Here is a 20,710-nt window from a genome sequence, read left to right as displayed (position 1 = left end):
GCTCAGGCCAGCCCCCGGCGCTTGTCGACCTGGGCGCGCATCTTCTGGGCGAGTTCGCGCATTTCCGGGGTGATCTTGAAGTGGCCGCCCCATTCGTTGAGGTCGTCCGGGCCGTACTCGGGGGTCGGGAGGATTTGGCGAAGGAGTTTGTCGGGGAGGCCGCGGCGCTGCCATTCGCGGGGGTAACCGAGGGAGACTTCCTCGAAGCGGACGCCGTCGTAGTGGGCGGTGCGGGGGATGTGGAGGTGGCCGTAGACGGCGCAGACCACGTTGTAGCTGGTGTGCCAGTCGGTGGTGAGGTCGGTGCCGCACCAGAGGGCGAATTCCGGATACCACATCATGTCGACGGGCTGGCGCAGCAGCGGCCAGTGGTTGATCAGGACCAAGGGGGTTTCGGCGGGGAGGGCGTCGAGGCGGCGCTTGGTGTACTGCACGCGGGCATGACACCAGGCGTCGCGGGTGACGTACGGGTCCGGGGAGAGCAGGAATTCATCGGTGGCGACCACATTGCGCTCGCGGGCGATGGCCAGGCCCTCCGCCTTGGTCTTGGCGCCCTGCGGCAGCCAGGAGTAGTCGTAGAGGGTGAACATCGGGGCCAGGGTGACCGCGCCGCCGTACGCCTCCGCGCCCGCGCCCTCCCAGACCGGGAACGGGTCCTCCGGGGTGAGCACATCCAGGTCGCGGCAGATCGACACCAGGTAGTCGTACCGGGCCGCACCGTGCATCTGCACGGAATCCTTTGCCGTGGTCCACAATTCGTGATTCCCCGGCACCCAGATCAGCTTGGCGAACCGCCCGCGCAAGGTCTCCAGCGCCCAGCGGATGTCCTCGACCTTCTCCCCCACGTCACCAGCGAGGATCAGCCAGTCCTCGGGTGAATCCGCCCGGATCGCCTCGACCACGGGTTTATTGCCCTGATGCCCGACATGGATGTCGCTCACCGCCATCAGTTTCGGAATCACCCAGCTCCGCCTCTCTGCTCATGATCGGTCCTCGCAGCAACGAAGCCGAACCCCACCAGATTCCCATGACCCCGCAGACCGGGCGCATCCAGGGAGTTGCCCGGGCACCACATTCCGGGGTAGCCGACATGAAGATCCGGCGCGCCACCTCGCGGCGGGCAGACAGCCAACGCCCCGATTCCGCTCGACCGACCCGGCGGATGGCGGGCGCTCGGAGCGAACCCGGCTGCCGGGATTCCACGACCACATGACAGATCCCGACCGCCCGCGCACGGGTGGCGGCTCAGCCGAGCCAGCGGATGCGGGCGTTCGGGGCGAAACCCGCTGCGACGGCCAGGATTCCGCTGGCTTCCCGCTTGCAGGAGGCGATGGCCAGGTGGCAGGGGCGTGGGACCACCGGTGGGATCTTGACGCCGCCGTCGATCTGGTAGCGGGTATTGGTGACCTTCTATTTGTGGGCGGCCTCGGGGTCGTCCGGGTCGGTGGGCGGTGCGTCGGCGCGGGCGACGACCATGACCTCGGTGATGCCGGTGGGCCATTCGAAGGTGAGCACGCCGCCCTGCACGGTGAGCGCGGAGACGACCGGCATGCCGCTGGGGGTGGGGTCCGCGGCGGGGGCGGCGGGTTGCTCCGGGCGGGACGGGCCGTCGGAGCGGGCGATGTCGGAGGTGCGGCCGGAGATCGAGGCTACGACGCCGTAGACGGGGACCGGGCCGGTGGTCGCGCCGCCGTCCTCCAGGGAGGTCGTGCGGGTGCGGCCGACCACGCGCCAGGAGCCGTCGGGTTGCAGGCGGGTGACGCGGTATTCGACCTGTTCGGTGGTCGAGGGCGACCAGGTGATGACCACTGTGCCATCGGGTTTGCGTTCGGCCCGCACCAGCGGCGGCGCGGCGACGGGCAGCGCGGACAGGGCCGCGGCTGCGCCCGCGTGATCGGCGCAGATATCGAAAACGGCCAGTAGCGCGCGCATTCGGGAGGCGGGCGGGTCGGCTGGGGCAGCGGCCAGCATGCGATCGGCCTCGGTGAGCGCGGCACGGGCCTGCGCGAGCAACTGCGCCAGACTCGGACCGCGGTGATCCGGATTGGGGACGTCGGAGGCGCTGCGCTCCAGGTACTCCAGATTCTCCAGCGCTTCCACGAAGCGTTTGCCCGCGCTACTGGTGACGGCATTGCGCCAGCGCTGCGCGGCCTCGGCGAGAATGCGGTCCACCTCGTCGGCGACCGGGCGAACGGCGGTGTGCCCGGCGTGGTCGCCGCCGACCGCGCGCTGGGCGGTGGCCATATGCTGCGCGGCTTCATTGGGGCGGCCGCGGCGCAGGGCGGCGCGGGCCGCTTTGAGGGGCTCCTCCCACGCGCGGACGGGCGGAGTCGGGGCGGGCGGGGTCGGCGTCTGGCGTGAACCACCGCCCGCCGCAGTCGAACCCGCGTGCCGCGATCCAGCCGCTGTCGCACCGGTCGGCGAACCCGTCGACCCGGTACCGGTGCGTGAACCCGTTGACCCGGCACCGGCGCGCGGCCCCGTCGACCCGGCACCACCGCGCGGCCCCGTCGATGCGGTGCCGCCGTGCGAACCCGTCGACGCGGCACCGGTGTGTGTGCCGCCCGAGGACCGGTGCGCGGGACCGGAAAGGTGTTCGCGGCCTTCGATGGTCGTGCCGAGCTCAGTCACCAAGCCGACGAGGATCTGCTCGGCGTGTGCGCGATCCAGGCCCGCGGCAATGCCCTCGCCGACGAGGTATTCGAAATCGCTGTCGATGAGGTGGTCTTCCACTAGTACCGCGGCGCGGACTTGCGGGCGCAGCGCCTCGGTCGCGTCCTCGATGACGGCTTGCAGATAGTCGTCGACGACGCTGCCACCGGCCTCCAGGAGGTCGTTGATGTGCACCAGCAGCTCGTCCAGGACCACGCGCACCCGGCCGGGCGGGAGTTCGCGGGTGCGGGCGCGCAAAGCCTCGGCGCGCAAACGGATCTCACCGGTCTGGTGGGCCTTGGTGAAGTCCAGGCGCAGCAGCGCCAGCAGGGTCGGCACCGGATCGCCGGGCAGCAGGCGCTCGTATTCGGCGAGGAGTTTGCGGATCTGCTGCCGCCGTTGCGGAGTCACCGCGCTGGACGGGGCCGCGGCGGGCGCGGGAGCGGTGTCCTCGAAAATGCGATGCCGCCGGATGCGGCCCTGGATTTCCTCGGGTCCGAGGCTGCCCATCTTGCCGATGTCCTCGAGGCCCGGGATCTTGCTCGCCGGAATGCCGCCGTGCCGCGCCACGAGCCGTTCGATGGCGGTGTCGAGCATTTCGTAGCGTTCCGAATCCCGCCGGGCGCGTTGCTGTTTCACGCGCTCGGCCTCGACCCGCCGCGAGGAGGCGTGCAGCAGCGGATCGCACAGTTCGTCGTGCGCGTCGACGAGCAGGCCGACCAGCACCCGGTACTTCGGATGATCGCGCTGCTTCTGCCAGAACGCCCACACCTCGTCGATGCGCGTTCTCACCTCGGCATCGCCGAGCCGGTCCGATTCCTCGAGCGGAATGTCGTAGAGCTCGAAGCAATCCGCGAATTCCAGGCCGCCGCGGCGCTCCACGGCGGCGAGCACGCGTTTGCGGTAATCGTTGGGGTCGAAGGCATGCATGGCGGCGCTCAGACGGGACGGCGGCGGGTGCGTTGCAGCTGATCCAGTTCCCGCGCCACATCGGCTTGCGACAGCGTGGCTCCGGTCTGCACCGACAGGGCGAGGGGCATGTGCGCCTCCACGTGATAGGCGGTGACGTGCAGGATGCCGTCGAAACCCATCTCGAAGGTCACCTGGACCTCGCTACCGGCCGGATAGCCGGGCGGGATATCGCGAATCCGGCCCTCCACGAGGACTTTCGTATCCTCGGGTCGGGTGGAGGCGGCCTGACCCTGCTGTTCGACGATGGTCAGCTCGATCTGATCCTGATCGGCGCGCACGGTGCCGTAGGAGCGGCGCACGCGAATCGGCAGGGTCTGGTTGCGATGCACGAGCCAGCTGGCGGCCAGCCCGTTGTACGGGTCGAGGGCCAGCACGCCGAAACCGCGCGACACCACGGTGTCGACCTGGATTTCGAGCATGCGCCGCACCAGCGCGACCGGCTGCCCGAAGGAGGCGGCCACGCGGGCGAGAGACTGTTCCAGATCGCCCGGATTGGCCTCGCTGAGCGCCGAACCGTCGCGCAACCGGCCGCGGGTCACCAGATCGGCGACAATGAGCCGCTCCATTTCCAGCTTCTCGCCGTAGAGCGCCGCGCCACACGCCACCGACAGATCGGGATCGCGCAACTCGCCCGCGATGCCCAGTTCCTTCTGTAGTCCCTCGGCCACCATGGGCATGCGCGAGGAACCGCCGACCAGCAGAAGCCGATCCACCCGGTGCACACCGCGTTTGCCCGCCTCGCCGATGCACGCCTTGGTGAGATCGAGAGTGCGGCGCAGCAGGGAGGCCGTCATGGCCTCCATCTCCGCGCGGGTCAGGGGGACGACCGCGCGGGCGCCGTCGTGTGCGATGACGACTTCGGTTCTCTCGCGGTCGCTGAGTTCGCGTTTGGCCTGTTCGGCGGCCAGCACCAGCATTTGCGATCCGGCCGAATCATCCAGGGGATCCTCGGCCTCGGGATTGGCGGCGCAGAACTGCTGGGACAGGTGCAGGGCGATGCGCTCGTCCCAATCCGCGCCGCCGAGTTGATGATCGCCCTCCACGGCCAGTACGGAGATGCGCCGGTCGGCCAATTCGATGACCGTCGCGTCGAAGGTGCCGCCGCCGAGGTCGTAGGCGAGCACGGTCTCCCGCGCCCCGCCCTTGCCGATGTCGATACTGCCGTCCAGTCGCCCGAAGCCGTAGGACAGCGCCGCCGCGATGGGCTCGGACAGCACGCCCGCCACATCGAAACCGGCATAGGTTCCGGCCTGAATGGTGGCGCGCCGCTCCTCGTCACCGAAATACGCGGGCACGGTGATGACCACCCGCTGCACCGTTTCACCGCCGCCGAATTCGGCGTCCGCGGCCAGGCTCTTGAGAATCAGTGAGGACACCGCGGGCGCGGACCAGGTCTGTCCGTGTGCCACGAACCGCCACTCGGCATCCCCCATACGCCGTTTGACCAGCGCACACACATGTTCGGGATCCAGGCGGGCCTGCCGCCGCGCACCCTCGCCCACCACATGGTCGTAGCCGGAGGCGAACAACACCACCGAGGGAACCGTGGGTTCCCCGTTTATCCCGATCAGTACTTCTGGGCGGCCGTCAGCATCGATTCTTGCAATCGCCGAATTTGTTGTCCCCAGGTCGATTCCGAAAACCGCCATGGGCGCGATCGTAGCAGCCACAGCCGACACCGGGGATTATCGTTTCGGCATGACCGAATCAGGTGCGGCGACCGACCATCTGGGCCAGATCACCGAGCGCATCGACGACCTCGCCCGGGTGCTCACCCGGCAGGCCGGGACCCTCGAACGGCTGGCCGACGATGCCAAGGCGCGGGCACAGCGCGAACGCGCGGGCGCGGACGTACCGCTCGTGGTCGAGCTGTTCGCGCTCTACAACGATGCGCGATCGTTCGCGGCGACCGCCGCCTCCGAGGCCGAGCGCGCCGCCTTCGACGCCTTCGCCGCACGCGTGGAGCGCCTGCTGACCGGGCGCGGCGGGCAGCTGGTGGATCCGGCGCCCGGCAGCAAATTCGACGCGCTCACCATGGAGGCCGCCGATGTCGCCGCGGCCGCCGATCCGAGCCAGGACCGCACCGTCGCCGAGGTGATCGCGCCCGGGCTCAGTGCTGCCGGGCGTTCGCTGCGGCCCGCGAAAGTAATTGTGCGCCGGTATCGCGAGGCGCAAAAAGATCAATAACTCTGCCCCGAACCCTTGCCCGGTTAAGCGCGGGAGCTTAATCTCGGCACATGGCGACGCACGCGACGCATCAGGTCCGCACCATCGATGTCGGACAACCGATTACGCGATTCGCACGCGGCTGGCACTGCCTGGGGCTGGCCGAGACGTTCCGCGATGGAAACCCGCACTCGGTCGAGGCCTTCGGCGGCAAGCTGGTGATCTGGGCGGACAGCCAGGGGAAGCTGCACGCCCTCGACGGCTACTGCCGCCACATGAGCGCGGATCTGTCCTACGGCAGCGTCAAGGACGACAATATCGCCTGCCCGTTCCACGATTGGCGCTGGCGCGGCGACGGCAAATGCGCGGCCATCCCCTACGCGCGGCGGGTGCCGCCGCTGGCTCGCACCCGCTCCTGGATCACCTGCGAGGAGAACGGGCAGTTCTTCGTCTGGAACGATCCCGAGGGCAATCCCCCGCCGCCCGAGGTCGCCATACCGCACATCGAGGGCATCGAGACCGATCGCTGGAGCGACTGGGACTGGAACACGCTGCTCATCGAGGGCGCACACTGCCGGGAAATCATCGACAACAACGTCGATATGGCGCACTTCTTCTACATTCACTATGCCTATCCGGTGTATTTCAAAAATGTCTTCGAGGGCCATGTCTCGACGCAGTTCCTGCAGTCGAAGGGCCGCCCCGATATGTACACCGGCTCCAACTACGGGCAGGTGTCGCTATTGCGTTCCGAGGCTTCCTATTACGGGCCCTCGTACATGATCAACTACTTGCACAATGACTTCGAGAACCACACCGTGGAAGTCGCGCTCATCAACTGCCACTATCCGGTCACCAACAACTCCTTCATGCTCCAGTGGGGCGTGAGCGTGCAGCGCATCGAGGGCCTGCCGCCGGAGAAGTCCGCGAAGCTGGCCAAGGCGTTCGGCAAGAGCTTCGGTGTCGGCTTCCTGCAGGACGTGGAGATCTGGAAACACAAGACGCGCATCGACAATCCGCTGCTCACCCAGGAGGACGGCCCCGTCTACCAGCATCGCCGCTGGTACGAGCAGTTCTATGTGGACGTCGCCGATATCACCCCGGAGATGACGGCGCGCTTCGAATACGAGGTGGACACCAACCACGCCAATGAGAACTGGCAGGCCGAAGTCGCCGCCAATCTGGCCAGACGCGCCGCCGAAGAAGCGGCGGCGGAGCAGGCCGCGGCGGCACGCGCCGACGAGGCCGCGGCGGAAGGCTGACGCATCGCGTTACCCGCACGCGGGCGGTCATTGTTACCGTGGCTTATGACCAGCGAATCCGTGCTGCGGCGGCGCGAGCAACTCTCGGACTTCCTGCGTTCCCGGCGCGCGCGAATCACACCGGGGGACGTGGGAATTCCCGCGGCGGGACGACGGCGCACACCCGGGCTGCGCCGTGAAGAGGTCGCCGTACTCGCCGGGGTCGGGGTGTCCTGGTACACCTGGCTCGAACAGGGACGCGACATCACGGTGTCGGCCGATGTCCTCGACGCGATCGCCAAGGCCCTGCTGCTCACCGAACGCGAACGCGCGCACCTCTACGTACTGGCCGGAATGAACCCCCCGCCCGCCTGCGGCGATCCGGGTGCGGCGGTCACCGACGAAGTGCGGCAGTTGCTGGACGCCTGGGGACGCCGCCCCGCCGTCCTCCGCGACCGCTACTGGAATGTCCTGGCCTTCAACGACACCGCCCGCCTGACCTTCGGCTACGACGACGGCCCCCAGCACTGCCTTGTCACCTACTTCACCAACCCCCGCTACCGCGCCATGGGTGAGGTCTGGGAATCGGCCGCCCCCGCCGTCGTGGCCGCCTACCGCGCCGATACCGCCCACTGCTCCGGCCAACCCGAAGTGTGCGGCGTGGTCGAGAAACTCGGCGCGATGAGCCCCGAATTCGCCGCGCTGTGGGAACGCCACGACGTCGGCGTCCCCGTTCAAGCCGTGAACGCGCTCCGCCATCCCGAGGCCGGGGAACTGTATTTCGATGCCACCACCCTGACCGTCGCCGACCATCCCGACTGGCATCTGGTGCTCTACAACCCGCAGCCCGCCACCGACACCGCGGCGCGCCTCGAACGCCTACCGCGACTCCGTCTCGCGGACTCGTTGACCGAAGCGAGTTGATCCTGGTGGTGCCACACCCACCATAAACACGCACTGTTTACCCGCCTCGCGGGTCGGCAGGCTTATGCCCATGACGCACAACAGCTTCCACTTCGACGGCAAAATCGCACTCGTCACCGGCGGTTCCAGCGGCATGGGCCTGGCCGCCGCCCACCGCCTCGCCGCCGAAGGCGCCCAGGTGATCATCACCGGGCGCGACAAGACCCGCCTCGACGACGCGGTCGCGCAGATCGGCGACCGCGCGATCGGAATCCCCGGCGACGCGACGAGTCTCGCCGATATCGAAACCCTCGCCGCCACCATCGCCGATCGCTTCGGCCGCCTGGACGTCGTCTTCGCCAATTCCGGCATCGGCTCCTTCCAGCCCCTCGACGCCGTCACCGAGGACGAGTACCACCGCGTCCTGGACAGCAACTTCAAAGCGGCGTTCTTCACCCTCCAACACACCGTGCCGCTGCTGTCGGAGGGCGCCGCCATCGTCATCAACGCATCCTTCGGCCCCCACCGCGGCTTTCCCGCCACCGCCCTCTACTCCGCCTCCAAGGCCGCCGTTCAGAACCTGGCCCGCACCCTCGCGGCCGAGCTGGCCCCCAAGGGAATCCGCGTCAATTCGGTGAGCCCCGGCTATATCGACACCCCCGCCTTCCGCTCCGAACTCCCCGCCGCCGCCCAGGCCGCCGCGGCCTCCACCGTCCCCGCGGCCCGCGTCGGCTCCTCCGACGAGGTGGCCGCCGCCGTGGCCTTCCTCGCCTCCGCCGAAGCCTCCTACATCACCGGCCAGGATCTCCTCGTCGACGGCGGCCTCATCAACGTCGTCCCCCTGCCAACCGCCTGACACTCCACCGGGGCAAGTGGCTTCGACCAGCGGTTTCAAGAATTTTCGCGGACAGCGATGAGTTCCGCGACGGCGCCCCGTCTTCTCTGGTGTACGCGCTACCAACCCGGCGCGACCGACCAAAAGGACCAGAAATGACCACCGCCACCCCCACCGCCGCCTTCTCCACCGACACCACCCACCGCCCCGGAAAGATCCGCAACCGCGTCCTGTGGACCCTGCAGATCGTGCTCGGCCTGTTCTTCATCATCGCCTCCGGCGGCCCCAAGGTCGTCATCCCGAACATGTTGATGGACAACGCCCCCGAGAACCTGACCATCCCCCTCGCCCTCCTCATCTTCATCGGCGTAGTGGAGATCGCGGGCGGCGTCGGCCTGATGGTCCGACGAGTCAGCGCCCTGGCCGCCGCGGGCCTGTCGGTCCTCACCGTCCTCGCCGCCGGGACCCAGGCCTTCATCGCCGACAAGCCCTCCATGGCGATCTTCCCCCTCGTGCTCGCCGCCATCTTCGCCTGGATCGCCTACGAACGCCGCACCACCATCACCGACCTGCGCAACTCCCTCTCGCGATGACAATTCCATAAGCACGACCGGCGATCGGTGGCCCGCCCACCGATCGCCGCTCGCGCGTTCCCCCATCGATCGCCTGTCGGGTTGGCGGCGATCGATCCCGCGGCCATCTGGTCCGCGTCGCCCCGGTCCGGGCGCCGCCCCAGATGGCCGCCCTCGCGTCTCCCCCGCCGCCCCATCGCCGCCGCTGCCCTGCCATTCCCTTATCCCCCTGTGGCCCAACGGAAATCGATCTTCTACGGTGAAACCGAGTCCGTGGGAGCCACTCATGAAGCGCCTGCTATTCCTGATCGCGGCAATCACCATCGCCGCCTCCACCTACGACTACTCCAGATCCACGGACCACTACGGTCTGATCGTCGTCGGCGGAGTGTTCGCAGCAATCACCCTGATCAGCAAGTCCATCGAATAAGCCGGTGTCCGGCACGTGGCTACGGAAGTCGGCGTCGGACGGGCGATGACTTTGCCGCTACACCATGATGGACTCGGGATCCCGTGTGGTGGACGGTGATTGATCCGATGCGGGGCGCAGGAGGTCTACCGCGGTTCCGGACGAGGATATACCGCCACATCTCCGTCGACGAAGGCATACAACGTGTGTGTATCCGGATCGACCGCAACGCCATCTGGCTGACGGACCTGCCAGGTGTCTACGACCACGCCGGTGTCGGTGTCGATGGCTTTGATCAGGTCCTCGTCGGCGAGTGCGTTGCCAGCGGTATATACGGTGTGCCTAGCCGAGTCCAACGCTGCCGTATACGTGATTCTGATTCCCCGCGAATCTTCCAACCTCCCGAAGCCTTCGTAGTTCTTTGTGAATTTCCCGGTGGCGAGGTCAACAATCGCGACCTCTCCCTCTTGGTTCACAGCGAAGATTGTTCGGGAATCGGTATCGAACAACGCGATTTCGGTGTTGGACGACGGCAAGAGAATCGTCGATGTCTTCGTGGTTGTCGCCAGATCGATCACTTCAAGCCTGCTGTTGTCGACCAGGTAGGCGGTATGTGAGGCGTCGTCGATGACGATGTCCTCTGCGCTGGCGATGGCGACGGGCACCGGAGCGCCAACTGATCTGGCTCCGGGTGGAACCACCGACACGGTGAGCGTGTACAGACGGCCGGCCGCGTCCTCGATGGTCTTCGTGGCTTCGTTGACGAGGTAAGCGGTATGCGTGATCTGGTCCACCGCTACTCGCATCGAGTAGGCGCCGGTGGGGATCTCGGCGGTGACGGTATTGGTCTCTCCGTCGACGATTGTGAGCAGCCCTGTCTCCCGCTGCCGGTCCAATGCGCTGACGATGTAGATCGTGCGTGTACTCGAGTCGATCGCGATGTCCGATGCATTGGCGTACGTAGACATCGGGATTCTGGCGGTGACGGTGTTGGTCGACATGTCGATCACCGAGAGTGCGTGAACGTTGGTGTCGGGATCACCGTCATCATCGGCGATGTGGGTGGCGACATACAGCGTGCGTGAGACCGAATCAATCACAAGCTTGCCCGAAAATGCGTCGCCATTAATCGCGATCGTCTCAGGGCCGCTGGTCATTTCACTCGCGCAGCCTGAAGAAACCATCACAGCACCCGCGACACTGGCGACCGCCGCGACGCCACGGAGCGTGCGAATCAAACGATGCCGCACAGGGTGCTCGCTGGGTCGCTCGAAAAGGTTGGCCTGGCGCATCGTTCCCCCGAAATCGATCTTTGGCGTGGCGGGAGGCCACGCTATCGCAATCTGACCCTGGTCATCGATTGGAGTCATGCGGCCCGAGAACCGAAGTCGTAGTACGACGCGACGGCGGGCTGGCCGGTGTAGCCGGGGCCCGCGGCGTCGTCTGCGCCGAGGTAGGTGGCGGTGAAGGTCACGGGACGGAAGTCGGTGCCCGACAGGCGGTGGCGGCGGATGTCGTAGGTCAGACCTGCTGCGCGGAGTTCGGTCAGGACCTTGCGGGCGGCGGAAGAGCCGTTGGGGTGGCGGATCGAATGGGGGTCGAAGTCGGCGGCAAATGAGGCTCCGGGGCTTGTCCATTGGGTCATGGCGGAGAGGAGGGAGAGTTTGTCGCCGATGTAGTGGAGGCCGTGGACGCAGGTGATCAGGTCGGCGAGAGTGTCGGGGTGCCAGGTGGCGGCGTTTGCTGTGATCAGGCGGAGGTGGGGGGTGCGTGGCGTGGCTTGGAAGTGGTCTACGAGGTCGATTCTGGTGATGGTGATGTCGGCGGCGGGGAAGTCGGCCGCGAAGCGGTGCTCGGCTTCGAGAAGGGCTCGGCCTGAGCCGCAACACACGTCGATCCAGTGGACGGGGTGTTGCGGGGTGGCGCGCAGGAGGGGTGCCAGGCGGTCGTAGGGGTTGAAGCCGAGTTCGCGTGTGTAGCTGTTGACGCCGGAGAGGCCGCGGCCGCGGTTCATCGCGTTGTTCGCTACGACGGAGGAGCATTCGAGCGCGGCGTTGTCGAGGAGGCGGGTTTCGAGAGGGGCTGGCACCCGACCATTATTCCTGGTCGGGTGCCATTTCTCCGTGTCGGAGAGCGGGATTCGGTGGCGCGGCTACGCCATGACAGACTCGGGGTCCCGAGGTGCTGGAACGGATCGATCGGGCCGGGGGCGTGGGAGGCGAGAGGGCCACCAGATGCGGTCTCCGGCGAGCATGGTGAGGGCCGGGACCAGGATTGAGCGGACCAGGAGGGTGTCGAGGAGGACGCCGAAGGCTACGGCGAAGCCGATTTGGGCGAGGGAGACCAGGGGGAGGGTGGTGAGGACGGCGAAGGTGGCGGCGAGGACTATTCCGGCGGAGGTGATTACGCCGCCGGTGACCGCGAGGCTGCGGAGCATGCCCTGGCGGGTGCCGAGGCGGTGGGATTCCTCGCGGGCTCGGCTGACCAGGAAGATGTTGTAGTCGACGCCCAGGGCCACCAGGAAGAGGAAGGACAGGAGGATCAGGCCGGAGTCCAGGCCGGTGAAGCCGAAGAGGTGTTCGAAGGCGAGAATGATTGCGCCCAGGGATGATCCGAAGGACAGGACTACGGTCAGGAGGAGGCCGAGGGGGGCCGCCAGGGAGCGCAGGAGGAGGGCCAGGACGGCGGTTACCACCAGCAGGACCAGGGGGATGACTATCCAACGGTCGCGGGTGGAGGCGTCGGCGATATCGAGGTTGGAGGCGCTGGGGCCGCCGATGACCGTGTCGGGGGAAAGGTCGGCGAGGGCGGCGCGGAGGCGGTCGATGGTGGCGTATTCGGTGGGCGAGTCGGCGGGATCGCTTGGTATGGCGGTGATTTCGAAGAATTGGGGGCCGGTGCGACCGGCTTCGGCCGAGCCGATTCCGGGGTCGGCTTCCAGGATGCGCAGGACGGCGTCGCGGGATGCATTGGGGGTCATGACCAAGAGCGGGGTGCCCGCGCGTTCGGGGAAGTGCGCGGCGATGACGGTTTGGCCGTGGACCGATTCGGGGGTGTCGACGAATTGGTCGGCGCGGGACAGGGATCCGGTGTTGCCGAGCAGGCCCAGGCCGAGCAGGGCCAGTACCGCGATCGAGGCGGTGGCCGAAACCACCGGGCGGCGTGCGATATACGCGCCGATCCGGTCCCACAGCGTGGCGCACGCGATGGCATCGGACCGCACGCGGGGAATGCGGGGCCAGAAGATCCAGCGGCCGCACACGACCAGGAGCGCGGGGAACAAGGTGACCATGACCAGCAGGGCGCACACGATGCCCGCCGCGCCGACCGGGCCCATACCGGCGGCATTGTTCATATCGGCGGCGAGCAGGCACAGCAGGCCGAGGCTGACCGTGGCGGCGGAGGCGGCGATGGCGGGGACCGAGCGGCGCAGGGCGGCCAGCATGGCGGTCGCCACCTCCGGATGACGGCGCAACTCTTCGCGATAGCGGGCGACGATCAGCAGGGCGTAGTCGGTGCCGACGCCGAAGACCAGGATGGTGAGGACGGCGGCGCTCTGGTCGTTGACCGTCACGTCGAAGGTCTTGGCGAGACCGTACACGGCGGCCATGGCCAGCAGGTTGGCGCCCGCCACCGCGATCAGCGGCACCAGCCACAGCAGCGGGCTGCGGTAGGTGAGCAGCAGGATGACCGTCACCACCAGCACGGTCACCAGCAGCAACTGCTCGTCGATACCCTCGAACGCACCCTCGAAATCGGCCGACAGCGCGCCGGGACCGGCGACCTGCACGCTCAGCCCGGCCGGGTGCTCGGCCACTGCGGCGCGGAATTCCTCGATGTACGAGGAAGGTTCACCGTGCGATTGGCCGACCATCACCGGATACATCACGGCCTTCCCGTCGGCGGAGCCGATCGGCTGATCCGGCCCGCCCACGCTGCCGTATGTCGCGCGCAGAGCCGCATAGTGATTCGCGGCCGTGGCGCGATCCGCCTCGGCGACGCCCGAATCACGCTCGTACACCACGAGAAACACGTTCTCGGTCCCGCCGGGCAGCGTCTGCTCCAACTCCGCCGCCATGGTCGACTGCGCCGAGGCGGGCAGATAATCGGTTTCCTTGTCGGACTTCACATCATCGAGCCCACCGGCCAACGGCACCATCGCGGCCAGCACCGCGATCCAGACGCCGATGAGCAGTAGCGCTCTGGCTTTCATTCCCATGACTGACTCCTCGCAAAGGGCATGCAAGCAGCCTTGCGGGCGGGCGGATCGAAATCGTCCGCCCACGGCAGGCTGTTGCGAATACTCCGCGCGGAGTACCTGCGCGCCCCGCGACTGCCGCACAATGGCGGGAATGAACCGCGTGTGGTGGACCTACGGCCTGCTCACCGGTGCGGTGCTGCTCGGGGAACTGGTGGCGGCCCGGCTCATCCCCGCGACCACACCGTTGAACGCCTTCGGAGCCACCCTACTGGTGCTGGCCACCCTGCCGCTGATGCTGCGCCGCCGCTACCCGCTGGCCGTGCTGATCGCGCACACCGTGCTGGCGATCCCGTATCACGCGAACGAATTCCCGCACGAGGCGATCGTTCCCGCGACCATCATCGCGCTGTACACGGTGGCGCGCTGGGGCACCCGCCGCCGCACCGCGATCGTCATCCTCACCGTCATGGCGTTCGCCGCCGCCGGGATCATCATCTCCCGCGAGGGGAACGAGAACACCGCCCTGCAAACCTTCGGCGCGGTCGGCTGGATCGTGCTCGCCTGCGTGGCCGGTGAAGCCGTGCGACTACACCGCGCCTATATCGCCGAAGTCCTGGACCGCGCCGAACGCGCCGAACGCACCCGCGACGAGGAAGCCCGCCGCCAGGTGACCGAGGAACGCCTGCGCATCGCCCGCGACCTGCACGACCTGCTCGCCCACACCATTACCGTCATCCAGGTGCAAGCGGGCGTCGCCGCGCACCTGATCACCGAACGACATGCCGACCGGGACACCGTCATCGATGCGCTGGAAACCATTTCCGATGCCTGCGCCGACGCCCGCGCCGAACTCGCCGCCACCGTCGGCGTGCTGCGCACACCGGACCGGCACGCGGACGAGGACAGCACCTCCTGAGAGCCGCTACCCGACCTCACCCGAGTACGAGCCCTCGCCGATCACGCCGCAGCCGCCGGAGTCACCGTGGAATTCGTCACCGCCGGACACCAGCGGCCGTTGGCCCCGACCGTGGAACTGGTCGCCTACCGCATCGTCCAGGAGGCCCTGACCAATGTGGCCAAACACGCCGAAGCCACCACGGCGACCGTCCATCTCGACTACCGCACCGACCGCCTGCTCATCGACATCTCCGACAACGGCCGCCCTCAACAGCGCAACAACTCCCGAAACCACTCGAATACAACAGGATTCGGCATCCGCGGCATGATCGAACGCGCCGAGGCGATCGGCGGCACCGCCTCCGCGATCGACACCGGCAACGGCTTCGAAGTGCGCGCCACCCTCCCGGTCCTGGGCGCACAGCGATCCACCCCGCCGCGCGATGTCTCCGGCGAATCCCTGGGAGTACAGCCATGATCCGAGTCCTGCTGGCCGACGACCAGGCCCTCGTACGCGGCGCGTTCGCCCTCCTCATCGCCTCGGCCCCCGATATGCGGGTCGTCGGCGAGGCCGCCACCGGCCGCGAAGCGGTGGCCCTCGCCCGCACCGAACGCGCCGACGTCGTCGTCATGGACATCCGCATGCCCGATCTCGACGGCATCGCCGCCACCGCCGACATAGCCGCCGACGAAAACCTGGCCGGGGTCCGGGTTCTCGTTCTCACCACCTACGACACCGACGACAATGTCCTCGCCGCCCTGCGCGCCGGTGCCAGCGGATTCCTCATCAAGGACACCAAACCCGCCGCCCTTCTGGACGCCATCCGCATCATCGCCGCCGGTGAAGCCCTCCTGTCCCCCAGCGCCACCGCCGCCGTCATCACCCGCGTGCGCGCCCTCCCGGATCCCGCACCGCGCCCGTCGATCTCGGCCCTGACAGACCGCGAACTCGACGTCCTCATCCTCATCGCCCGCGGCCTGACCAATGCCGAGATCGCCGAATCCCTGGTCCTGAGCCCCCTCACCGTCAAGACCCACGTCAGCCGCATCCTGGCCAAACTCCTCGCCCGCGACCGAGTTCAACTGGTCATCGCCGCCTACGAGGCCGGACTGGTGGCGCCCGCTCCTTAGGCTGCGGCGTGCAGGGGTTCGCGGTGCAGGACCAGCTTGGTGGTGTGCGCCTTGTACGCGGTCGGCGAATCCTCCCAGTCGGCGGTGAGGGTGGTGACCGTTTCGGCTGGGAAGTCTTGGCGGGCAACGAAATCCAGGACATCGGGGAGGAGAGGGCGGACATTGGAGACGCCGACCTTCAACGTGGCGTCGTTGGCATACATGTGCATGAGGGGGACCTTGGTGCCGACCGGGAGGTAGTAGCCGACCGGCTGACAGAATCCGCCAGGGGCCAGCGAGCGCAAGGCGAGATCGACTCCGGTGGCGGTGGAGGTGCCCTCGACAACGATGTCGTAGTCCCGGCGCGGGATATCGGTGCCGCGGAGTTTGCCCTTCGACGCCGTGGAATGCGTTCGAGCGCCGAGCTTTTCGGCGATATCGAGCCGCTCGCGGCGATGGTCGACGTAATCGACGACCTCCGCGCCGTGCCGCGCGGCCAAGCCCGCGGCATACAGGCCGATGCTCTGCGCGGCGCCGCCGAGGACCAGCACCCTGCCACCCGGCCGTGCCCGCAAGGGCGGCACGACGCAGCGCCAGGCATCGGAGAGATTGTCACTGGCGGCGGCGACCCGCAGGGGGTCGACGCCCGCGGGCACCGGAACGAGCATGTGGTCGGCGAACGGGATGCGCAGCAGATCCGCGACCATGCCACCCCAGGGGCCGCTGGCCGCACCGAAGCCGAAGGCCGCCAGCGTCGAGGTGCGGGTGGTGGAGCATTTCGCCGTCAGACCCAACCGGCATTCCCGGCAGTCGCCGCACGACACCGCCCACGGGACCACGACCACGTCGCCCCGGCGCAGGGTGGTGATCTCCGAGCCGACCTCGATCACCTCGGCAATGCATTCGTGGCCGATGCCGAACGGACCCTGGAACGGGACGGGGCCGCAGATGCTCGCCACGACCGGATCGATCAGGCCCGCCCGGATGCCGAGTTGCATGGCTCGGGAGACAGGCCGGTGGATCGGCATGGTGTCACCGTCACAGCGCCCGGCGACGAACGGGCGCACCAGCGCGTCACGCGGATCACGCAGCTCCGGCGCGGGACGCTCGCGCCACTCCAGCCGCCCGCTCCGAATTAATTGCAGCTCACGCATTCTCGCGCTGGCCCTGCGCGAAGGCGGCCAGGTCCTTGAACTTGACGACATTGCCCGCCGCACCCCAGGTGCCCTCGGGCTGTTCGCGGATCAGCACCCACACCCGCAGGGCGTCTGCCGCGTCGAGACCGGCGGCGAGAACCTGATCGGTGACTTCCTGGATGAGTCCGGCTTTGCGGCGCTCCGACAGACCGCCTTCCGGGACGGTCACGTCGACCCGGAAGCGCGGGAGGTCGTCCTCGAGCGCGGCGAAACCGCCGTCGGGGACCTCCTCGATCCGGCACCAGGCCTGGGCGCGGAAGAAGGCGGAATCCGGGACGCCCTCCCACTTCAGCAGGGTCGCGGGTAGCGCTTTGCGCAGTTCGGCCCGGGTCTCGGCGGGCAGGACACCGGTCGGCAGGGTCAGGTGAATCATCGGCATGAGCGTGCTCCCTCGTGTCTCGAACGGTCTATAACAGTCGTTATAATCTAGGCACGCTACTATATGACGGTTGTTATAGACAAGGAGGTGGAAGTGGGAAACAAACCCACGGGTGCGCAGGACTCGCGGCACAAGCTCGTGGCCGGGGCGGCGGATATGATCCGGCGGCGCGGCCTCAATGCCACCAGCGTGCGCGAGCTCGCGAAGTTCGCGCACGCGCCCCTCGGGTCGACATATCACCACTTTCCGGGCGGCAAAACGCAGCTCGCCACCGAGGCGGTCGCCTTCGCGGGCGATCTGACCTCAGCGCTGCTGGTGCGCGAGCTCGAAAAGGGGCCGATCGACGGACTGCACGCCTTCCTGCGCATGTGGCGGAAGATCGTGGTGGACACCGACTTCCGTGCGGGCTGCCCGGTGCTGGCCGTCGCGGTGGAGGACCTGCCCGACGCCGACAGCGCACCGCGCGAAGCGGCCGCGACGGCCTTCACCCAGTGGACCGATCTCCTGGCGGGCGCGCTGCACGACCACGGCGCCGAACCGGCCCGGGCCGCACGCACCGCCACGCTGATCGTCGCCGCCGTCGAAGGCAGCGTGGCCATGTGCCGCGCGACGCAGAGCATCGAGCCGCTGGACCGCATCGCCGAGGAACTCGAATTCCTTATCCGGTCCGCGCTCACCCACCCCTGACGTGACGAAGGAGGATTCACCATGGTCTCGATCGAAACCCGGCAGCACCAGTTCGATACCGCCACCGGCCTGACCCCGGTGGGCGAAGGCCGCTACACCGGCCACACCGCGGACGAGTACTCGAATATGGTGGGCCCCTTCGGCGGCATCACCGCGGCCACGCTGCTGCGTGCCGTGCTCGACGATCCGCGGCGGATCGCCGATCCGGTCTCGCTCACCGTCAACTACGCCGGACCCGTTGCGGCGGGCCCCTTCACCATCGACGCACAGCCGGTCCGCACCAATCGCACCACCCAGCACTGGATGCTCACCATGACCCAGGACGACGCGGTGACCACCACCGCGACCGTGGTGTGCGGCCTGCGCCGATCGACCTGGTCCGATACCGAGATCACCCCGCCGACCGCGCCGCCGCCGGAGTCGGCGCAGGTCACGGAGCTGCCGGAGTTCCCGGCGTGGCTGCGCAATTACGAGATGCGGTTCGTCGAAGGCGGCGGGCTGCTGACTCCGGAACCGCGTGAGCAGCCGGATTCCACCACCACGCTGTGGGTCCGCGACGCCCCCGCTCGCGCGCTGGACCAGCTCGCGCTCACCGCCATGAGCGATGTGTTCTTCCCCTGCGTCATGCTGCGTCTGGGGCCCATGGTCGCCGCTAGCACGGTCTCACTCACGGTGTACTTCCACGCCGACACCGAGCCGCTCGCCGCCGTGGCGGAACGGCCGGTCCTCGCCACCGCGCGCGCCCAGCACTTCGGCGACGGGTTCTTCGATCAGGCGGCGCACCTGTGGACCGAGAGCGGTACGCCGCTCGCAACCAGCCACCAGCTGGTGTATTTCAAAGACTGAGCGGCACACCGGATTGCGATGTCAGGCCAGGCGGCGCGGCACCTCCGCGCCGACCCGCGCCCAGCGGCCGGACAGGGCGCGCCAGCAGACGGCGATCAGGCGCAGCACCATGAAAGCGACCAGACCGGACCAGATTCCGGCGATGCCCCAGTCGTAGGCGAGGGACAGCCAGATGGCGGGCAGGAAGCCCAGCAGGGCCGAACCGAGGGTGGCATTGCGGAGGAAGGCGGCGTCACCGGCACCGAGCAGAACACCGTCGAGGGCGAACACCACGCCCGCGATGGGAATGAGGCCGACGAAGAACCACCAGACGACATGCGTGCGCTCCAGGACCGACGGGTCGTCGTTGAACAGGCGAGGTATCACGGAGTATCCGGCCGCGAAAGCGACGGCGAGCACCATCGCGAAGGCTGTGGACCATCCGGTGATTCGACGCGCGAGTCCCTTTGCGCCCCGGGCGTTTCCGGCACCCAGCGCGGCGCCCACCAGGGTCTGTGCCGCAATCGCCAGGGAATCCAGGGCCAGGGCCAGGAAGGTCCACAGTTGCAGGACGAGTTGGTGCGCGGCCACTGATGCCGCACCGAAACGGGACGCCACGGCGGCGGCCGACACGAAGCAAGCCTGGAAGGCCAGGCTGCGCACGATCAGATCGCGGCCCAGGACCAGTTGTGCGCGCATGATGTCGAAGCGCGGGCGTAGCGGGACCTTGGCGTGGAACAAGGCGCGCACGAACAACCCACCGGACACCAGCTGACCCACCACATTGGCGACGGCCGATCCGGCGAGCTCCCAGCGCGGGGCGCCCAGCAGGCCGTGCACCAGGACCGGGCACAGGATTGCCGAAACCACCAGACCGGCAACCACATACAGCAGTGGGCGACGGGTCTGTTGAACGCCACGCATCCAACCGTTCCCGGCCATGGACAGCAGGATCAGCGGTACACCGAACAGGGCGATCCGTAGCCATGGCAAGGCTTCGTCGGCGATATCACCACCGCCTGCGATGACACTGGTCACCGGGGCCGCGAGTAGTTGCAGGACAACGAGAATCACCAGACCCACGGCTGCGGCGAGCCAACTGGCTTGAACGCCTTCTTCCACCGCGCCGGGCTCGTCGCCCGCACCATGACGGCGGGAAGAGCGCGCCGTCGTGCCATAGCTGAGGAACGTCAGCTGTGAGCTGATCTGCGCCAGGATCAAACCGCCAACAGCGAGACCAGCGAGCGCGAGCGCACCGAGACGGCCGACCACCGCCATGTCGAACAACAGGTAGATCGGCTCGGCGACCAGAACACCCAGCGTAGGAACCGCGATACCGAGAATCCGCCTCGGACCAACATGCACTGCGGCCTCGCCACGCTGAACCACAGCCGTATCGGCACTCCTGGAGGAAGTTGTCTCGTCGTCGGGCATAAGGATCACCCTCGCACATCAGCCCGACAAACGATTGCGTGCTGGTCTGCTCAGAACCGCTCGTGGCTGTGTTTAATTTGCCCTCCGCTTCGCTCCGGGCGGGGTTTGGGCCCCTGAGTCTCGATTTTTCCCTCCCTCCGCGCACGCCGGAGCTCCTCCGCTTCGCTCCCCCGCTCCGACGTGCGCTCCACTCAGTCCAAAATCGAGACGGCCCAAACCCTTACAGAACTG

At 67.9% G+C, this 20,710-nt stretch carries 20 protein-coding genes; 11 read left to right on the top strand and 9 right to left on the bottom strand.

Going from position 1 to position 20,710, the window contains the following annotated elements; genetic code table 11:
- Positions 1–2 precede the first annotated feature (2 nt).
- The 3 genes from NC4_RS37840 to NC4_RS37830 all read right to left on the bottom strand — a co-directional run bounded on the left by NC4_RS37840 (position 3) and on the right by NC4_RS37830 (position 5,273).
- A complete protein-coding gene (locus NC4_RS37840; RefSeq protein ID WP_157555469.1) occupies positions 3–962 on the bottom strand; it encodes a metallophosphoesterase family protein in 960 nt (319 codons plus the stop codon).
- A 448-nt stretch (positions 963–1,410) separates the two neighbouring features.
- A complete protein-coding gene (locus NC4_RS37835; RefSeq protein WP_067549175.1) occupies positions 1,411–3,582 on the bottom strand; it encodes a hypothetical protein in 2,172 nt (723 codons plus the stop codon).
- 8 nt (positions 3,583–3,590) lie between these two features.
- The gene (locus NC4_RS37830) at positions 3,591–5,273 is read right to left on the bottom strand and encodes an Hsp70 family protein (RefSeq protein ID WP_067549168.1); all 1,683 of its coding nucleotides are present in this window, start codon (positions 5,271–5,273) and stop codon (positions 3,591–3,593) included.
- Positions 5,274–5,322: 49 nt separating this feature from the next.
- Between NC4_RS37830 and grpE the strand changes: the two genes are divergently transcribed.
- From grpE to NC4_RS40855, 6 genes are all read left to right on the top strand, one after another.
- A complete protein-coding gene (gene grpE / locus NC4_RS37825) occupies positions 5,323–5,811 on the top strand; it encodes a nucleotide exchange factor GrpE (RefSeq protein ID WP_067549221.1) in 489 nt (162 codons plus the stop codon).
- A 50-nt stretch (positions 5,812–5,861) separates the two neighbouring features.
- The gene (locus NC4_RS37820) at positions 5,862–7,052 is read left to right on the top strand and encodes a 3-ketosteroid-9-alpha-monooxygenase, oxygenase component (protein ID WP_067549165.1); all 1,191 of its coding nucleotides are present in this window, start codon (positions 5,862–5,864) and stop codon (positions 7,050–7,052) included.
- A gap of 45 nt (positions 7,053–7,097) precedes the next feature.
- On the top strand, positions 7,098–7,955 hold the full coding sequence (locus tag NC4_RS37815) for a helix-turn-helix transcriptional regulator (RefSeq protein WP_067549162.1): 858 nt from the start codon (positions 7,098–7,100) through the stop codon (positions 7,953–7,955).
- 70 nt (positions 7,956–8,025) lie between these two features.
- Complete coding sequence (locus tag NC4_RS37810) at positions 8,026–8,790, top strand: SDR family NAD(P)-dependent oxidoreductase (protein WP_067549159.1); 765 nt, start codon at positions 8,026–8,028, stop codon at positions 8,788–8,790.
- Between the two features lie 134 nt (positions 8,791–8,924).
- Positions 8,925–9,362, top strand: a complete 438-nt coding sequence (locus tag NC4_RS37805; RefSeq protein ID WP_067549155.1) for a DoxX family protein — start codon at positions 8,925–8,927, stop codon at positions 9,360–9,362.
- A 265-nt stretch (positions 9,363–9,627) separates the two neighbouring features.
- A complete protein-coding gene (locus NC4_RS40855; protein WP_157555467.1) occupies positions 9,628–9,771 on the top strand; it encodes a hypothetical protein in 144 nt (47 codons plus the stop codon).
- Positions 9,772–9,896: 125 nt separating this feature from the next.
- Here the strand turns inward: NC4_RS40855 and NC4_RS37800 are convergent, their stop codons facing one another.
- From NC4_RS37800 to NC4_RS37790, 3 genes are all read right to left on the bottom strand, one after another.
- On the bottom strand, positions 9,897–11,120 hold the full coding sequence (locus tag NC4_RS37800) for a YncE family protein (RefSeq protein ID WP_157555466.1): 1,224 nt from the start codon (positions 11,118–11,120) through the stop codon (positions 9,897–9,899).
- A complete protein-coding gene (locus NC4_RS37795; protein ID WP_245722202.1) occupies positions 11,117–11,839 on the bottom strand; it encodes a class I SAM-dependent methyltransferase in 723 nt (240 codons plus the stop codon). Before NC4_RS37795 ends, NC4_RS37800 begins: the two co-directional genes overlap by 4 nt.
- Positions 11,840–11,902: 63 nt before the next feature.
- Positions 11,903–13,969 carry an MMPL family transporter gene (locus NC4_RS37790; protein WP_067549145.1) on the bottom strand — a complete coding sequence of 689 codons (2,067 nt, stop codon included), beginning with the start codon at positions 13,967–13,969 and terminating at the stop codon, positions 11,903–11,905.
- Between the two features lie 133 nt (positions 13,970–14,102).
- Here NC4_RS37790 and NC4_RS37785 point away from each other — a divergent pair, with 133 nt between their 5' ends.
- The 3 genes from NC4_RS37785 (at position 14,103) to NC4_RS37775 (ending at position 15,979) form a co-directional block, all read left to right on the top strand.
- Positions 14,103–14,867 carry a sensor histidine kinase gene (locus NC4_RS37785; RefSeq protein WP_067549142.1) on the top strand — a complete coding sequence of 255 codons (765 nt, stop codon included), beginning with the start codon at positions 14,103–14,105 and terminating at the stop codon, positions 14,865–14,867.
- 66 nt (positions 14,868–14,933) lie between these two features.
- A complete protein-coding gene (locus NC4_RS37780) occupies positions 14,934–15,326 on the top strand; it encodes a sensor histidine kinase (protein ID WP_067549140.1) in 393 nt (130 codons plus the stop codon).
- On the top strand, positions 15,323–15,979 hold the full coding sequence (locus tag NC4_RS37775; RefSeq protein ID WP_067549138.1) for a response regulator: 657 nt from the start codon (positions 15,323–15,325) through the stop codon (positions 15,977–15,979). Before NC4_RS37780 ends, NC4_RS37775 begins: the two co-directional genes overlap by 4 nt.
- Here the strand turns inward: NC4_RS37775 and NC4_RS37770 are convergent.
- Both NC4_RS37770 and NC4_RS37765 read right to left on the bottom strand, forming a co-directional pair.
- Positions 15,976–17,112, bottom strand: a complete 1,137-nt coding sequence (locus NC4_RS37770; protein WP_067549134.1) for a zinc-dependent alcohol dehydrogenase — start codon at positions 17,110–17,112, stop codon at positions 15,976–15,978. The genes NC4_RS37775 and NC4_RS37770 overlap by 4 nt on opposite strands.
- Entirely contained in the window at positions 17,105–17,533 is a 429-nt protein-coding gene (locus NC4_RS37765; protein WP_067549131.1) for a tautomerase family protein, read from the bottom strand. Before NC4_RS37765 ends, NC4_RS37770 begins: the two co-directional genes overlap by 8 nt.
- A gap of 93 nt (positions 17,534–17,626) precedes the next feature.
- On the opposite strand from NC4_RS37765, the gene NC4_RS37760 reads away from it, so the two are divergent.
- Both NC4_RS37760 and NC4_RS37755 read left to right on the top strand, forming a co-directional pair.
- Positions 17,627–18,220 (top strand): TetR/AcrR family transcriptional regulator, encoded by a 594-nt coding sequence (locus NC4_RS37760; RefSeq protein ID WP_281186576.1) that lies wholly within the window; start codon positions 17,627–17,629, stop codon positions 18,218–18,220.
- A 21-nt stretch (positions 18,221–18,241) separates the two neighbouring features.
- On the top strand, positions 18,242–19,066 hold the full coding sequence (locus NC4_RS37755) for an acyl-CoA thioesterase (protein WP_067549125.1): 825 nt from the start codon (positions 18,242–18,244) through the stop codon (positions 19,064–19,066).
- Positions 19,067–19,087: 21 nt separating this feature from the next.
- Here NC4_RS37755 and NC4_RS37750 read toward each other — a convergent pair whose 3' ends face one another.
- Positions 19,088–20,479, bottom strand: a complete 1,392-nt coding sequence (locus tag NC4_RS37750) for an MATE family efflux transporter (RefSeq protein WP_084530172.1) — start codon at positions 20,477–20,479, stop codon at positions 19,088–19,090.
- Between the last annotated feature and the right edge of the window lie 231 nt (positions 20,480–20,710).

Origin of the sequence: Nocardia crassostreae (genome assembly GCF_001613405.1) — a bacterium.
GTDB lineage: Bacteria > Actinomycetota > Actinomycetes > Mycobacteriales > Mycobacteriaceae > Nocardia > Nocardia crassostreae.
This window is presented reverse-complemented; position numbering and strand designations above follow the sequence as displayed.

Excerpts from the sequence above, each read along its gene's own strand:
- NC4_RS37820 (WP_067549165.1), top strand. The coding sequence starts at position 5,862 with ATGGCGACGCACGCGACGCATCAGGTCCGCACCATCGATGTCGGACAA.
- NC4_RS37800 (WP_157555466.1), bottom strand. The coding sequence starts at position 11,120 with ATGACTCCAATCGATGACCAGGGTCAGATTGCGATAGCGTGGCCTCCC.
- NC4_RS40855 (WP_157555467.1), top strand. The coding sequence starts at position 9,628 with ATGAAGCGCCTGCTATTCCTGATCGCGGCAATCACCATCGCCGCCTCC.
- grpE (WP_067549221.1), top strand. The coding sequence starts at position 5,323 with ATGACCGAATCAGGTGCGGCGACCGACCATCTGGGCCAGATCACCGAG.
- NC4_RS37805 (WP_067549155.1), top strand. The coding sequence starts at position 8,925 with ATGACCACCGCCACCCCCACCGCCGCCTTCTCCACCGACACCACCCAC.
- NC4_RS37815 (WP_067549162.1), top strand. The coding sequence starts at position 7,098 with ATGACCAGCGAATCCGTGCTGCGGCGGCGCGAGCAACTCTCGGACTTC.
- NC4_RS37765 (WP_067549131.1), bottom strand. The coding sequence starts at position 17,533 with ATGCCGATGATTCACCTGACCCTGCCGACCGGTGTCCTGCCCGCCGAG.
- NC4_RS37830 (WP_067549168.1), bottom strand. The coding sequence starts at position 5,273 with ATGGCGGTTTTCGGAATCGACCTGGGGACAACAAATTCGGCGATTGCA.
- NC4_RS37810 (WP_067549159.1), top strand. The coding sequence starts at position 8,026 with ATGACGCACAACAGCTTCCACTTCGACGGCAAAATCGCACTCGTCACC.
- NC4_RS37755 (WP_067549125.1), top strand. The coding sequence starts at position 18,242 with ATGGTCTCGATCGAAACCCGGCAGCACCAGTTCGATACCGCCACCGGC.
- NC4_RS37790 (WP_067549145.1), bottom strand. The coding sequence starts at position 13,969 with ATGGGAATGAAAGCCAGAGCGCTACTGCTCATCGGCGTCTGGATCGCG.
- NC4_RS37785 (WP_067549142.1), top strand. The coding sequence starts at position 14,103 with ATGAACCGCGTGTGGTGGACCTACGGCCTGCTCACCGGTGCGGTGCTG.
- NC4_RS37750 (WP_084530172.1), bottom strand. The coding sequence starts at position 20,479 with ATGCCCGACGACGAGACAACTTCCTCCAGGAGTGCCGATACGGCTGTG.
- NC4_RS37835 (WP_067549175.1), bottom strand. The coding sequence starts at position 3,582 with ATGCATGCCTTCGACCCCAACGATTACCGCAAACGCGTGCTCGCCGCC.
- NC4_RS37770 (WP_067549134.1), bottom strand. The coding sequence starts at position 17,112 with ATGCGTGAGCTGCAATTAATTCGGAGCGGGCGGCTGGAGTGGCGCGAG.
- NC4_RS37775 (WP_067549138.1), top strand. The coding sequence starts at position 15,323 with ATGATCCGAGTCCTGCTGGCCGACGACCAGGCCCTCGTACGCGGCGCG.